General features: G+C 57.9%; 11 protein-coding genes. 9 read left to right on the forward strand and 2 right to left on the reverse strand.

The genetic code is table 11. The features are described from left to right. The first annotated feature begins 40 nt into the window (after nucleotides 1–40). The 9 genes from N5D48_RS06380 (at nucleotide 41) to N5D48_RS06420 (ending at nucleotide 12,330) form a co-directional block, all read left to right on the forward strand. A complete protein-coding gene (locus N5D48_RS06380) occupies nucleotides 41–2,026 on the forward strand; it encodes a nucleoside-diphosphate sugar epimerase/dehydratase (protein ID WP_279882334.1) in 1,986 nt (661 codons plus the stop codon). Nucleotides 2,027–2,472: 446 nt separating this feature from the next. Next, the gene (locus tag N5D48_RS06385; RefSeq protein WP_279882395.1) at nucleotides 2,473–3,480 is read left to right on the forward strand and encodes a glycosyltransferase family 2 protein; all 1,008 of its coding nucleotides are present in this window, start codon (nucleotides 2,473–2,475) and stop codon (nucleotides 3,478–3,480) included. A 4-nt stretch (nucleotides 3,481–3,484) separates the two neighbouring features. Further along, a complete protein-coding gene (rfbB, locus tag N5D48_RS06390) occupies nucleotides 3,485–4,555 on the forward strand; it encodes a dTDP-glucose 4,6-dehydratase (RefSeq protein WP_279882336.1) in 1,071 nt (356 codons plus the stop codon). Next, entirely contained in the window at nucleotides 4,552–5,451 is a 900-nt protein-coding gene (gene rfbD / locus N5D48_RS06395; RefSeq protein ID WP_279882338.1) for a dTDP-4-dehydrorhamnose reductase, read from the forward strand. The genes rfbB and rfbD overlap by 4 nt, the downstream gene beginning before the upstream one ends. After that, on the forward strand, nucleotides 5,451–6,335 hold the full coding sequence (rfbA, locus tag N5D48_RS06400) for a glucose-1-phosphate thymidylyltransferase RfbA (protein WP_279882340.1): 885 nt from the start codon (nucleotides 5,451–5,453) through the stop codon (nucleotides 6,333–6,335). The genes rfbD and rfbA overlap by 1 nt, the downstream gene beginning before the upstream one ends. Then, on the forward strand, nucleotides 6,335–6,880 hold the full coding sequence (gene rfbC / locus N5D48_RS06405) for a dTDP-4-dehydrorhamnose 3,5-epimerase (protein ID WP_279882342.1): 546 nt from the start codon (nucleotides 6,335–6,337) through the stop codon (nucleotides 6,878–6,880). Before rfbA ends, rfbC begins: the two co-directional genes overlap by 1 nt. Nucleotides 6,881–7,120: 240 nt before the next feature. Further along, on the forward strand, nucleotides 7,121–7,942 hold the full coding sequence (locus N5D48_RS06410; protein WP_279882344.1) for an ABC transporter permease: 822 nt from the start codon (nucleotides 7,121–7,123) through the stop codon (nucleotides 7,940–7,942). After that, the gene (locus tag N5D48_RS06415; protein WP_279882346.1) at nucleotides 7,932–9,284 is read left to right on the forward strand and encodes an ABC transporter ATP-binding protein; all 1,353 of its coding nucleotides are present in this window, start codon (nucleotides 7,932–7,934) and stop codon (nucleotides 9,282–9,284) included. Before N5D48_RS06410 ends, N5D48_RS06415 begins: the two co-directional genes overlap by 11 nt. 13 nt (nucleotides 9,285–9,297) lie before the next feature. Continuing rightward, a complete protein-coding gene (locus tag N5D48_RS06420; RefSeq protein ID WP_279882348.1) occupies nucleotides 9,298–12,330 on the forward strand; it encodes a glycoside hydrolase family 99-like domain-containing protein in 3,033 nt (1,010 codons plus the stop codon). 36 nt (nucleotides 12,331–12,366) lie between these two features. Here N5D48_RS06420 and N5D48_RS06425 read toward each other — a convergent pair whose 3' ends face one another. Both N5D48_RS06425 and N5D48_RS06430 read right to left on the reverse strand, forming a co-directional pair. Beyond that, nucleotides 12,367–13,485, reverse strand: a complete 1,119-nt coding sequence (locus N5D48_RS06425) for a glycosyltransferase family 4 protein (RefSeq protein WP_279882350.1) — start codon at nucleotides 13,483–13,485, stop codon at nucleotides 12,367–12,369. Nucleotides 13,486–13,507: 22 nt separating this feature from the next. After that, complete coding sequence (locus N5D48_RS06430) at nucleotides 13,508–13,924, reverse strand: hypothetical protein (RefSeq protein WP_279882352.1); 417 nt, start codon at nucleotides 13,922–13,924, stop codon at nucleotides 13,508–13,510. Between the last annotated feature and the right edge of the window lie 40 nt (nucleotides 13,925–13,964).

The following is a 13,964-nucleotide window of genomic DNA, read 5'->3' on the forward strand; positions in this document are numbered from 1 at the left end:
GATAGGGACAGGAAAGGTGTACGAAAGGGGTTGGGAAAGAATGCGGGCATTTCTGCTAGGGCTGCCGCGGGCCAAGAAACGAATGATCCAGGTACTGGCCGATGTGGTGCTGGTATGGATGGCCATGTGGCTGGCCTTCGTGGTGCGTCTGGGGTTCGCGGAGTCCATCGAGCTGGCCCAGGATCATCTCTGGCTGTTCGCCTGCGCGCCATTGGTCTCGATTCCACTGTTCATCCGTTTCGGCATGTACCGAGCGGTGATGCGTTACTTCGGCAATGACGCGCTGATGGTCATCGCCAAGGCGGTGACGCTGTCGGCGTTGATTCTTGGCCTCATTGTCTACTGGTCGGCCAATCATCAGTATCTCGTGCCGCGCTCGGTCATCTTCAACTACTGGTGGCTGAGCCTGGTGTTGATCGGCGGGCTGCGCCTGGCCATGCGCCAGTACTTTCTCGGCGACTGGTTTGCCGCGGCTCAGCACATACCCTTCAGCAATCGTGACGACGGCCTGCTCAAAGTCGTTATCTATGGTGCGGGCTCGGCGGGCAATCAGTTGGTCGCGGCGTTGCGCATGGGCAAGATGATGCGCCCAGTGGCCTTCATCGACGATGACAGCAGCATTGCCGGGCGGGTAATCGCTGGCCTGCATGTCTACAAGCCCCGGCAGATCCAGCGGATGATCGAGGAGACCGGCGCCGAGGAGTTACTGCTGGCCGTGCCGTCGATCAGCCGCACACGCCGGCGCGAGATTCTCGGCCTGCTCGAAGGGTATCCACTGCATGTGCGCAGTGTGCCAAGCTTCATGGACCTGGCCAGTGGCCGGGTCAAGGTCGACGACCTCCAGGAGGTGGATATCGCCGACCTGCTGGGGCGTGATGCCGTGCCGGCCCAGGCCGACCTCCTCGAGCATTGCGTGAAGGGCAAGACGGTCATGGTGACCGGCGCAGGCGGCTCGATCGGTTCGGAACTGTGCCGACAGATCCTCGCGCTCAAGCCCAGCACGTTGCTGCTTCTGGAGCATGGCGAGTTCAACCTTTACAGCATCCTTTCGGAACTGGAGGCCTGCGCCCAGCGCACGTCGTCGCCAGTTCGCATCCTGCCGATCCTTGGCTCCGTGCGCAATCCCGCGCAGTTGTTCGACGTCATGAGCGCCTGGCGGGTGGACACGGTCTATCACGCTGCGGCGTACAAGCACGTGCCGCTGGTCGAGCACAATGTCGCCGAGGGTGTGCTGAACAATGTCATGGGGACCCTGAACGCGGCCCAGGCGGCATTGCAGGCAGGCGTGTCCAACTTCGTGCTGATTTCCACCGACAAGGCAGTGCGTCCGACCAATGTCATGGGCAGCACCAAGCGCCTGGCGGAAATGGTGCTGCAGGCGTTGAGCCGTGAGCAGGCGCCGGTGTTGTTCAATGATCCGGCCAATGTCTCGCGGGTCAACAAGACGCGTTTCACCATGGTGCGCTTCGGCAATGTGCTGGGCTCGTCCGGGTCGGTCATCCCGCTGTTCCATCAGCAGATCAAGGCGGGCGGGCCGTTGACGGTCACCCACCCGAAGATCACCCGTTATTTCATGACCATCCCCGAGGCGGCGCAACTGGTGATCCAGGCGGGCTCCATGGGGCAGGGCGGCGATGTCTTCGTGCTCGACATGGGCGAGCCGGTACGGATCGTCGAGCTGGCGGAGAAGATGATCCACCTGTCTGGCCTGAGCGTGCGTTCGGAGCATAACCCGCATGGCGACATTGCCATTGAGTTCAGCGGGTTGCGACCGGGGGAAAAACTCTACGAAGAGCTGCTGATCGGCGACAACGTGGTGTCGACCCGGCATCCGATGATCATGAGCGCGCAAGAGGACTACCTGGCTTGGGAGCGGCTCAAGGAGCGCCTGGGCAGCCTGCTCAAGGCCATCGCCGCAGATGACTACAACCAGGTTCGGCAACTGCTGCGGGAGTTGGTCAGTGGCTATGCGCCGGATGGCGAGATCGTCGACTGGATTCACCAGCAGCGTCGGCAGGAGCCTTGAGCATGGCGGGGCGCGCCTGGCTGCGAGGGCTGGGCCGATAACCGCCACGTGGCCCTCGCCAGCGTTTCATCATCATTGAACTTCTCCCGCCCATGGCGGTCTTAGCTAGCCAAGCAAAGCATGGACCGCCATTCCAGTGACATTTTTATTTCGCGGCAGTGGATCGCGATTTTAAAAGTTGATTTTTGTTGTCGCTGGTTTATGTTTTCCATAGTCCCTTCGTCTTGGCGACGCCTGTGCGTTATCGCTATTTATTTGATGTCAGCCAAGGCGATTGCTACGTCTATCTCACTCTTGCAGTGCCATTCGGATAGTGGAAAACCGGCGTCTGCAGCCTAGTGGCCGAACCCTTCTGGTTTACGATGGGGTGTGCTAGCCTCTGATGTGCCTGATTTTTTTGAATCCGCCCAAAACCATAGAAGCGGATGTGGAGAGTCAACCCAATGATGAGGTCCGTAACCGTGCATTCTCAGCCTCCTGACGTTGATAGGTCGGATTCTGGGGCGCATTCACAACAGCATAGCGTCCCGGGCATCGCGCACGTTGCCATCCTCATGTGTACTTATAATGGCGCAGCTTTTCTGTCCCAGCAGCTTGAGTCGATTGCACGGCAACGACATGAGAACTGGTCATTGCATGTGTCCGATGATGGGTCGACCGATCAGACTCATGCGCTACTTGAGCGGTTTGCGGATGTATGGGGTAGAAATAAAGTTAGAACTATCGCGGGTCCTGGCGTGGGGTTCGTACAGAACTTTCTTTCATTGACTTGTCAGGCCGATATCCAGGCTGAGTTCTTCGCCTGGTGTGATCAGGATGACGTGTGGAGTGACGAGAAACTCGCAGTTTCCGTTGAGTGGCTGCGGAGCATCCCCGCTGATGTGCCCGCTTTGTACTGCGGTCGTACTCAGCTCATCGATCAAGATGGACAGGGCCGTGGCTTGTCCCCGAGGTTTCACCATCCCCCTCACTTCAAGAATGCCCTGGTGCAGAGTATTGCCGGCGGCAATACCATGGTTTTCAATCAGGCCGCGCGTGCCTTGATCGTGGAGGCAGGGGCTAACCTGGCGGTTCCTGCGCACGATTGGTGGTGCTATCAACTCGTCTCCGGTTCAGGTGGTGTGATTCGCTATGACCCCGAGCCCAGAGTCCTTTATCGGCAGCATGGCGATAATGTCATTGGCAGCAATGCCGATTGGCGCGCCCGAGTGCGTCGCCTGGTCATGTTGCTGCGTGGGCGCTTTCATGAATGGAACGCCCAGAATATCGTGGCGCTGGAAGGCATGCGGCACCGTTTGAGCAACGAGCATCAGAAGACGCTTCTGCTGTTCAAGGCTGCGCGCCTGCAAAGTCTACCTATGCGAGTCCTGAACATGTTCAGGGCCGGTTTGTATCGACAGACCGTTCTCGGCAATCTCGGATTGCTTTTTGCCATCATACTGAAAAAGATCTGACCCTATGACTATTCTGGTAACTGGCGGTGCTGGCTTTATTGGTTCGAACTTCGTACTTGACTGGGTTGCGGCTTCGGGTGAGACGGTAATTAATGTCGATAAGTTGACTTATGCTGGTAATCTGGAAAATATCGCCAGCCTGGACGGAAATCCGCAGCATGTTTTTGTCAATGTGGATATCGCTGATGGGTCCGCCATTAAAGGGCTGCTGGAGAAGTACAGGCCACGGGCCGTCATCAACTTTGCTGCCGAGTCGCATGTCGATCGCTCTATTCATGGGCCTGAAGAATTTATTCAAACCAATATAGTTGGCACTTTCCGGCTACTTGAGGCCGTTCGTGCCTTCTGGAACTCTCTTGCCGCGGATGAACAGCAAGCGTTTCGCTTCCTGCATGTTTCCACCGATGAAGTCTATGGTTCTCTGGATCGCGACGAGCCTGCGTTCAGCGAAACTCACCAGTATCAACCTAACAGCCCCTATTCGGCGAGCAAGGCCGCCAGTGATCATCTCGTGCGCGCCTACCATCATACTTACGGTCTGCCGGTACTGACGACCAATTGCTCGAACAACTACGGACCCTATCATTTTCCGGAAAAGCTCATTCCATTGATGATCGTCAATGCCTTGGCAGGTAAAGACTTGCCGGTCTATGGCGACGGCCTGCAGGTGCGTGATTGGTTGTATGTGAAAGATCACTGCAGCGCCATTCGCCGCGTGCTGGAAGCCGGTCAGGTGGGCGAGGTCTATAACGTCGGCGGCTGGAACGAAAAGACCAATCTGGAAATCGTGCACCGCGTTTGCGAGCTGCTGGACGAGCTGCGGCCTCGTGCTGATGGCAAGGCGTACAGTGCCCAGATTGCCTATGTCACGGACCGTCCAGGACACGACCGGCGTTATGCCATCGATGCACGCAAGCTCGAGCGCGAGCTTGGCTGGAAGCCCGCAGAAACGTTCGAGACCGGTATCCGCAAGACTGTGGAGTGGTATCTGGACAATCAGGAGTGGGTCAGCAACGTGCAGTCCGGCAGTTACCGTGACTGGGTGCAGCAGAACTATGACGGGCGCGGCGCATGAGGATCCTTCTGCTGGGCAAGAATGGTCAGGTGGGCTGGGAGTTGCAGCGCAGCCTGGCACCGCTGGGCGAGCTGCTCGCACTGGACTCGCGCAGTACTGACTATTGCGGTGACCTTGGCGATCTTGAAGGGCTCGCTGACACCTTGCAGCGCTACGCCCCCGACGTCATCGTCAATGCTGCCGCCTATACGGCGGTGGACAAGGCCGAGTCGGAGCCAGACAAAGCCTTGCGCGTAAATGCCGAGGCGGTCGCGGTGATGGCCGAATGGGCGGCCAAGGCCAAAAGCCTCCTGGTGCATTACTCCACTGATTATGTCTACCCAGGCCATGGGATCGCCCCGTGGCGTGAGATCGATACCGTTGATCCGCTGAACGTCTATGGCAAGACCAAGCTCGCGGGTGAAGAGGCTATTCGAGAGTCTGGCTGCGCGCATCTCATCCTGCGGACCAGTTGGGTCTATGCCGCGCGCGGTAATAACTTTGCCAAGACGATGCTGCGCCTGGCTCAGGAGCGCGAGACGCTGAGTGTGATCGATGACCAGTTCGGGGCGCCTACCAGTGCCGAGTTGTTGGCCGATGTCGCGGCTCTGGCTATTGTCGCCGTGCGCCGGCAGCCGGAGTTGAGCGGCCTCTATCACGTGGCTGCGGCAGGAGAGACGACCTGGTGTCGCTACGCGCGGTACGTGCTCGACCAGGCCGCCGCCGCCGGGCTGCCCCTCAAGGCGACAGCCGCCACGGTCAAGGCCGTGGGGACCGACGAGTATCCGACCGCCGCGCAACGGCCTGGCAACTCGCGACTGAATACAGAGAAACTGCAAAAGGCTTTCGCACTGAGAATGCCGGAATGGCAAGCTGGGGTGGCTCGGATGCTCACGGAAATCATTGAGAAAAAATGATGAAAAAACGTAAAGGAATCATTCTCGCGGGCGGTTCGGGCACGCGTCTGCATCCTGCAACGCTAGCGATTTCCAAGCAGTTACTGCCGGTTTACGACAAACCGATGATTTTCTATCCGCTGAGCACCCTGATGCTGGCGGATATCCGCGATATTCTGATCATCTCGACGCCTCAGGACACGCCTCGCTTCGAGCAACTGCTAGGGACTGGCGAGCAGTGGGGGTTGAACCTCTCGTACGCGGTTCAGCCCTCGCCGGACGGCCTGGCGCAGGCATTCCTGATTGGTGAGTCGTTCATTGGCAACGATCTGTCCGCGCTGGTCTTGGGTGACAATATCTACTATGGCCATCTCTTCCAGGACCTGCTACGCAATGCTGCCAGTCGCGAAGTCGGTGCCTCGGTCTTTGCTTACCATGTCAATGATCCGGAGCGATATGGTGTTGTGAAGTTCAACAAAGACGGCAAAGCAGAGAGTCTCGAGGAGAAACCTGCACAGCCCAAGTCCAATTACGCTGTGACCGGGCTGTACTTCTATGATCAGCAGGTCGTCGATTTCGCCAAGAGCATTCGCCCGTCTCCTCGTGGCGAACTGGAAATCACTGATCTGAATCGCGTGTATCTGGATCGAGGCGAGCTTTCCGTCGAAATCATGGGACGCGGCTATGCCTGGCTCGATACGGGAACCCATGACTCGCTGCTTGAAGCGAGTCAGTTCATCGCGACCATAGAGCATCGCCAGGGCTTGAAGGTGGCATGCCCGGAAGAGATTGCCTATCGCCAGGGCTGGATCACTGCTGAGCAGCTCGGAAAGCTGGCGGCGCCGTTGGCAAAAAATGGTTACGGTCAGTACCTTCAGCGAATTCTGCAAGAGAAGATTTATTGATGAATGGAACACGCTTAGCGATACCCGATGTTGTGCTCTTCGAGCCGAAGGTGTTCGGTGATCAACGAGGTTTCTTCTTCGAGAGCTTCAATCACCGAGTGTTTGAAGAGCAGATCGGCCGGAAGGTACAGTTCGTCCAGGATAACCATTCCCGCTCTGCCAAAGGTGTGTTGCGGGGCTTGCACTACCAGATCGAGCATGCTCAGGGGAAACTGGTGCGCGTCGTGCAAGGCGAGGTGCTCGATGTCGCTGTCGATCTGAGGCGCTCATCGCCCACGTTTGGCCAGTGGGTCGGGGCCATACTGTCCGCCGAGAACAAAAGACAACTGTGGGTGCCAGAGGGCTTCGCTCACGGCTTCTATGTCCTTTCGCAGAGTGCGGAGTTTTTGTACAAGACTACCGATTACTATTCACCGGCGCATGAACGCTGCCTGCTCTGGAATGACACGCAGGTTGCCATCGATTGGCAGTTGCAGGGCGAACCCATCCTGTCTGAAAAGGACATCCGCGGTTCGACGTTGGCGCAGGCTGATTTGTTCGAGTGATCGTGCATCGTTCTGTACGTCAAGGCTGGGTGCTCCTCCCAAGTACCATGCACGGCACAGGTCGTCTGGTGACGCCTGGCTCGGGGAGGCGCGCTCAGCCATCTCTATTTTCGACTGAGGAATCAAGGGTGTGGTGTGCTCTATGAAGGTCTGGTGCGATTGTACGGTTGCTCGAATATTCACACTCGGCTCAGCGAATGAAAATGACAGGGCGGCGGGTGCTGCGAAGGTGGATGACTGATGCAACGATTCTCTGCGTCGCCAATGGCAATGTTTGGCGATATCTGGCGTAACAAGGGCCTTGTCTACGCACTGGCCAAGCGCGAGGTCATCGGGAGATACAGAGGGTCTTATCTGGGCATGCTCTGGTCGCTGTTCAACCCGATTTTCATGCTGGCTGTTTATACATTCGTTTTCAGTATCGTGTTCAAGGCGCGCTGGGGAACAAGCGGAAGTGGCTCGCAGACAGAGTTTGCCTTGATTCTGTTCACCGGGATGATCGTTTTTGGTTTCTTCTCGGAATGCATCAGCCGGGCGCCCTCCCTGGTCGTGAGCAATGCCAACTATGTGAAGAAGGTCGTTTTCCCACTGGAAGTGCTGCCTGTCGTCACCCTGGCAGGTGCCTTCTTTCATCTGGTGATCAGTCTGGCCGTCTGGCTCGTTTTCTACATCATCTCGTTCGGCCTGCCTCATGCCACCAGCCTGCTCTTTCCGTTTGTGCTGCTACCGTTGATTTTCTTCGTGCTTGGTCTGGCCTGGTTCCTCGCTTCGCTAGGCGTATTTCTTCGTGATGTGGGGCAGATTGTGGGTATCCTGATCACCGCCCTCATGTTCCTGTCACCGATCTTCTACCCGATTGCGGCGATACCCGAGCGCTATCGTTACTTGATCAACCTGAACCCGCTGACCCACTTCATCGAGCAGACCCGCGACGTACTCGTCTGGGGAACGGTACCGGAAGTCGGGTACTGGCTTGTCTCTCTTCTGGCAAGCCTTGCATTCGCCTGGTTGGGCTTTGCCTGGTTCCAGAAAACTAGAAAGGGGTTCGCCGATGTCGTCTGATATTGCGATCAGGGTAAGTGGCCTGAGCAAGTGCTACCACATCTACGAAAAACCTCATCAGCGTTTGCTGCAGATGATGTGCCGTGGCCGCCGAAGTTTCTTTCAGGAGTTCTGGGCACTCAAGGATGTCGAGTTCACGCTCAAAAAGGGTGAAACGATAGGGATCATCGGGCGCAATGGGTCCGGCAAGTCCACCTTGTTGCAGATGATCTGCGGCACTTTGAACCCGACTCGCGGCGAGCTCGAGGTCAATGGCAGGGTTGCCGCGCTGCTGGAGCTGGGCGCTGGTTTCAATCCGGAGTTCACCGGGCGCGAAAACGTCTATATGGCGGCTTCTCTGTACGGACTGTCGAAAGAGCAGATCGATTCGCGCTTCGAGGATATCGCTGCGTTTGCGGACATCGGCAGTTTCCTCGAGCAGCCCGTCAAGACCTACTCGAGCGGGATGTACGTTCGCCTCGCTTTCGCAGTGGTCGCCCACGTGGATGCGGACATTCTGGTGATTGACGAGGCCCTTTCGGTGGGCGATGCATTCTTCACTCAGAAGTGCATGCGATTCATTCGGAAGTTTCGTGAAGAGAAGTCATTGATCTTTGTGAGCCATGATACCGCGTCGATCATCAACCTTTGTGACCGGGTGGTGTGGCTCGATCGGGGCGTGCAGCGCCGCACGGGCGACTCCAAGACCGTGTGTGAGTACTACCTCAACGACCTTTTCAGCAACCTGTCCGATCAGGCGTCGAGCGGCGATGATATTCCAGGCCCGCGGGTCGAGAAAATCGCGCGAGTAGGCGAGCCGGAGTTGAACTGGGTAGACCAGCGCGCTGCGTTCGTGAATGCCAGCAATCTCAGGAACGACATCGAAGTATTCAGGTTCGAACCCAATGAAGAGGGCGCGTTTGGCGGCAACGATGCGAGAATTGTCGATGTCAGCCTGACAGACTCGCAGGGGGGCAGTTTGAGCTGGGTTGTCGGGGGCGAGAAAGTTGCCCTGAAGATCGAGGTGGATACCGCTGTCGATCTTGACCGACCCATCGTGGGCTTCTTTGTCAAGGACCGTCTCGGGCAAACGTTGTTCGGTGACAATACGTTCTTCAGCTACCAGAACAGGCCCTGTGCTGCTCGTGCTGGGGCCCGGCTGACCGCCCAGTTCGAGTTCTTCATGCCTTGGTTGGCCAAGGGCGATTACATCATACAAGTAGCGGTTGCCAACGGTACCCAGCATGAGCATAGGCAGCTGCATTGGTTTCACGAAGGGCTGGTGATACGCTCTCACCATGATCCGGTTTCCACAGGTATTATCGGAATACCTCTGACAAATATAAGCCTTAGTGTGGCCTGAATAAAGGTAGAATATGCATCCCTCCGCTAAAAATCTTGGCTCTCTTTTTTTTAAAAGTTATCTTTCCAATGTGCATGGCAAGAAGGTTGTTGATATCGGTGCGCAGAATGTCAACGGCTCGCTTCGGGATGTCTGCCCTGAGGGGGTAGAGTACATTGGTGTCGATTTTGTAGCGGGCGACGGTGTCGATGTTATCCTCGACGACCCGTACAAGCTGCCGTTCGAAGACACTTCGGTCGATGTGATCGTCTGCAGTTCGGTATTTGAGCATTCGCAGTTTTTCTGGTTGCTCTACCTGGAACTCATGCGGATCCTGAAGCCGGAGGGCGTGCTGTACCTCAACGCACCGAGCAACGGCTACATTCACCGCTATCCCGTAGACTGCTGGCGCTTCTACCCCGATGCAGGGACTGCCCTGGTAGCCTGGGCAGAGAAAAATGGCTACCAGCCAGCGCTGCTCGAGTCCTTTGTCGCTGGAAAAGCGGAAGGGACTATCGACAGCGACCCAGCCAGCGCCTGGAACGATTTCGTTGCCGTGTTTGTCAAGGATGCCTCCCACGGCTCCTCCTACAAACAGCGAATCCTTTACGGTTATTCCAACTATTCCAATGCCACCTGCGACAATCCTCTGCTGGACCTCAAATCCCGAGGTTTCACCGAGGACTTCATGCTCATCAAGGAACTGGGCGCCTGCGTCGCCGAGCATGAGGCCGCGGCTGTCGAGTACCAAGCGGCAGCCGTCGAGCACCAGGCGGTGGCCGCCAAGTACGAAGTCGAACTGGAACGTACCCGTGAAGTCATTCTCGATCTTGAAAGTGAACTTGCGCGGATCAAGAGCGATGTCGTGAAAAGCGATGGTGAAATCGCTGATCTGATTCGCTCGCTCGATGAACGAGAAGAAAGTCTGCTTCGGGAAAACCAGGTTCTGGCAGAGATGCGCCAGTCCACCAGCTGGCGTGTTACCAAGCCGCTTCGCTGGGCGGGCAAATATGTGGCACCCGCAAGAAAGAACATCGCACGAGCGAGGCACCTCCTGGCGCGCGTAAGAAATGCGCTACGGGCCCGCGGCGGGATTCGTGGCACGTTGAGCAATGGCATCGGTCTCTATCGCCGCGAGGGGATCAGCGGCGTTGCCCGCCGAGTAGTGGGGATCGCCAGGACGTTGAGCGGTCGAGGCAAGGATTCGACCATCGATCGTTCGAACATTCCGGTCATTCAGTTCGAAACGATCAATGAGGGGTTTGTCGAGTACAAGCAAAATCCTTCTATCCACCCTGACGTCAAACTCATTGCGTTCTATCTGCCGCAGTTCCATCCGTTTGCCGAAAATGACCAGTGGTGGGGCAAAGGATTCACCGAGTGGTCCAACGTCACCAAGGCCACGCCAAACTACGTGGGGCATTACCAGCCTCACCTGCCGATCCACTCGGGGTACTATGACCTGCGTGTGCCGAAGGTCATGGAAGAGCAAGCCAGGCTCGCGAAAGAGTATGGCATCCACGGCTTCAACTACTACTTCTACTGGTTCGCCGGCAAGATCCTGATGGACACGCCATTGGAGATGATGCTCAACAACCCCAATGTCGACATGCCGTTCTGCCTGACCTGGGCGAACGAGAACTGGACGCGACGCTGGGACGGGCAGGAGCACGATGTACTGATCGCTCAGGATCACAGTGCCGAAGACTCGCTTGCTTTCATCCAGCATCTGATCAAGTACTTCAATGACAGCCGCTACATCAAGATCGATGGCAAGCCGGTGCTTATCATCTACCGAGCCAGCATCATTCCGGAGATGGCTGAAACCGCAGAGCTGTGGCGCGAGGAAGTGGTCAAGCACGGCTTCCCTGGCCTGTATTTGATCTGCGCGCAGACCTTTGGCATCAAGGATCCGGAGGAGTTTGGCTTCGACGCGGCGCTCGAATTCCCGCCTCATACCACGCTGAGTCACCTCATCAACGAGCAATTGCAGGTGACCAATGCCAATTACGCAGGCAACATTTTCAGCTACGAACAGGTGGTCGGCAACGTAGTCAGGGCGGCGGAGCCGGATTACAAATTGTTCAGGACGGCGATGCTGTCCTGGGACAACACGGCGAGGAAGCAGAACAACAGCCATACTTTCCATGGTTTCAGCCTGCTGCGCTATAAACAATGGTTGTCGTTCATCTGCAATAACGCTCACAGCAATCCGAAGTACGCGGCGGATGAGAAGCTGGTGTTCGTCAATGCCTGGAACGAGTGGGCCGAGGGCACTCACCTGGAACCCGACCGCAAGTATGGCTATGGCTACCTGCAGGCTACCTACGATGTGCTGTCTGACTATGATCAGGCCTCGACCATGGTTGTCGCGCCGGAGCCTGGGAAGAAGAATGCCATCGCCGCGATCATCCACGTGCATTATGTGGAAGTGTTCGACGAGCTTGAGCCTTACCTGCAGAACCTGCAGCGCGTGGGCTGCGATTTCTACTTCACCGTGACCAGCCGGGAAGCGGCCTTGCGCGTGCGTGAGAGTTACCCTGATGCCGCTGTTTTGCTGGTGGAGAACCGGGGGCGGGATGTACTTCCGTTCATCAAGGTGCTATCGAGCATCCGCAGCCTGGGGTACGAGGCGATCTGCAAACTGCACGGTAAGAAAAGCTCCTATCGATCCGATGGCAACGAGATTCGCAACGAACTCGTTTCCGCGCTGGCTGGCAGCACTGACAAGGTGCTCGAGGCCGTGGGGCGCTTCAAGGCGGACCCTGCGTTGGGCCTGCTCGCACCGGGCAAATATCTGATAGAGCACACCGATTGGAACATGAAGTACAACCACGACGATATCGCCCATGCGAGTCGTCTGCTGGGGCTCGAGTTCGTCCGAGGCAGATTCCCTGCCGGTTCCATGTTCTGGCTGCGCCCCGAGGCGCTCGAGGGGCTCGAGGCGATTCTGCCGGCGTACTTCGACATCGAGCGGGGCTTGTCCGACGGCACGTTGCCACATGCGATCGAGCGCCTGGTTGGACTGCTGGTCGAGAAGACCGGGTACAGCGTTTCCAGTTGCTAGGCCGAGAAGGGGGGAGGGCGCAGCCCTCCCGCCCGTTCACGCGCTTGGCCGTGAAACCACCTCACGGTACAGCGCCGAATACGCCTGCCCCAGGCCCTGGGCAGTGAACACATCCAGATAACGCGCGCGCGCGGCTTCGCCATAACGCTGCGCCAGCGCGGGATCATCCCACAGCGTCTTCATCGCCCGGTGCAAGGCATCGGCATCCATTGGTGGAACCACGATACCTGTGGATGCGTGCTGATTGATGAAGCTGGTGCCGGTGCCGATCTCGCAGCAGATCAGCGGCTTGCCGAGCATTGCCCCTTCGAGCAGGCCGATGCCGAAGGCTTCCGAGCGCAGGTGTGATGGGAAAACCACTGAGTAGCAGGCCTGCATCAGATTGATCTTCTGCTGCTCATCGACCCGACCGAGGAAGTGCACGTTGGACAGCTGAAGACGCTCGGCCATGCGCATCAGCTCCTGCTCCATGGGGCCGACACCAACGATCAGCAGTGGCCAGGGGGCCGACTGCATGGCCTTGAGCAGGAAGTGCAGGCCCTTGTAGTAACGTTGCACGCCGACGAAGAGGAAGAACCGTCCGCCGTATCGGTTGCGCAGCTGCGCCACTTGCTCGGCGTCCGCGACCGGGTACAGGGACTGGTCCAGGCCGATGGGGATCGACTGGGCCTTGTGCCGATAACGGCGCAGCACGCTGGAGCTCTGCAGATAGTTCGGACTGGTCGCGGCGATGGCATCCACGCGCCCGAGGAAGGCGTGCATCAGGGGTCGGTAGACCTGCAGCAGCACCTTCTGGCGCACGATGTCGGAGTGGTAGGTGACCACGCTCGGCTTGTTCAGGCCCTTGGCCAGATGGACAAGGTCCATGAATGGCCACGGGAAGTGATAGTGGATCACGTCGGCCTCTTGTGCGAGGCGCGCGAAATCCGCGAACACCGACCAGGAGAACCCCGTCGAGGCGACATTGAAGTTCTGCCTGGCCTGGAACATCCGCACGCTGGGTGTCTGCTGGGGCGGCAGGGGCTCATCGGCCAGGGACAGCACCGTGTTCTCGCAGCCCTGGGCCGATGTGGCATGGGTCAGGTGGCGGATGAACATCTCCACCCCCCCGAATTGCTCCGGCCCGAAGGTCTTGTAGAAGTGCAGTACTTTCACGGCAAATGCTTCCCCGCGACCATCAGGCGTCGACTGCCAGCTTGGTCCACAGGCCATCGACCTTCTGGATCGGGCACTGGGCGTTGAAGTCCGTGGTCTCGGTACGTTCGGCCTTCATGACCTTGGCGTTGCCTTCGACGTTGCTGAAGCTGATCACGCCGCAGTCCTTGATGCGCACCACCAGTGGATTGACGTCGGCAAAGGTGCCGGCCTTGACGGCAAAGCCAGGGTAGCCGCTGATCGTCTTGTAGACCTTGCCGATGACCCGATGTGCTTCGAGGCGGGTCTCACCGTCGGGCAACTGGATGAAGCGCAGGTACTGGCCATCTTCCTGCGGTACGTTGGCTGCCTGGGCGGTGGCCTGGGCCGCTGGTGCTGCTGGCTTGTCACAGCCGGCAAGGGCCAGCAGGGCGGCGCCAACGAAGAACATCTTGTTCATGAAACGATACTCCGGGTGGTGGTGGGGAAGTCTTGGCACG

This window comes from Pseudomonas sp. GD03858 (assembly GCF_029840925.1).
Classification (GTDB): domain Bacteria; phylum Pseudomonadota; class Gammaproteobacteria; order Pseudomonadales; family Pseudomonadaceae; genus Aquipseudomonas.

Coding starts and splice junctions, on each gene's coding strand:
- N5D48_RS06380 (WP_279882334.1), top strand. CDS start 41: ATGCGGGCATTTCTGCTAGGGCTGCCGCGGGCCAAGAAACGAATGATC.
- N5D48_RS06385 (WP_279882395.1), top strand. CDS start 2,473: ATGAGGTCCGTAACCGTGCATTCTCAGCCTCCTGACGTTGATAGGTCG.
- rfbB (WP_279882336.1), top strand. CDS start 3,485: ATGACTATTCTGGTAACTGGCGGTGCTGGCTTTATTGGTTCGAACTTC.
- rfbD (WP_279882338.1), top strand. CDS start 4,552: ATGAGGATCCTTCTGCTGGGCAAGAATGGTCAGGTGGGCTGGGAGTTG.
- rfbA (WP_279882340.1), top strand. CDS start 5,451: ATGAAAAAACGTAAAGGAATCATTCTCGCGGGCGGTTCGGGCACGCGT.
- rfbC (WP_279882342.1), top strand. CDS start 6,335: ATGAATGGAACACGCTTAGCGATACCCGATGTTGTGCTCTTCGAGCCG.
- N5D48_RS06410 (WP_279882344.1), top strand. CDS start 7,121: ATGCAACGATTCTCTGCGTCGCCAATGGCAATGTTTGGCGATATCTGG.
- N5D48_RS06415 (WP_279882346.1), top strand. CDS start 7,932: ATGTCGTCTGATATTGCGATCAGGGTAAGTGGCCTGAGCAAGTGCTAC.
- N5D48_RS06420 (WP_279882348.1), top strand. CDS start 9,298: ATGCATCCCTCCGCTAAAAATCTTGGCTCTCTTTTTTTTAAAAGTTAT.
- N5D48_RS06430 (WP_279882352.1), bottom strand. CDS start 13,924: ATGAACAAGATGTTCTTCGTTGGCGCCGCCCTGCTGGCCCTTGCCGGC.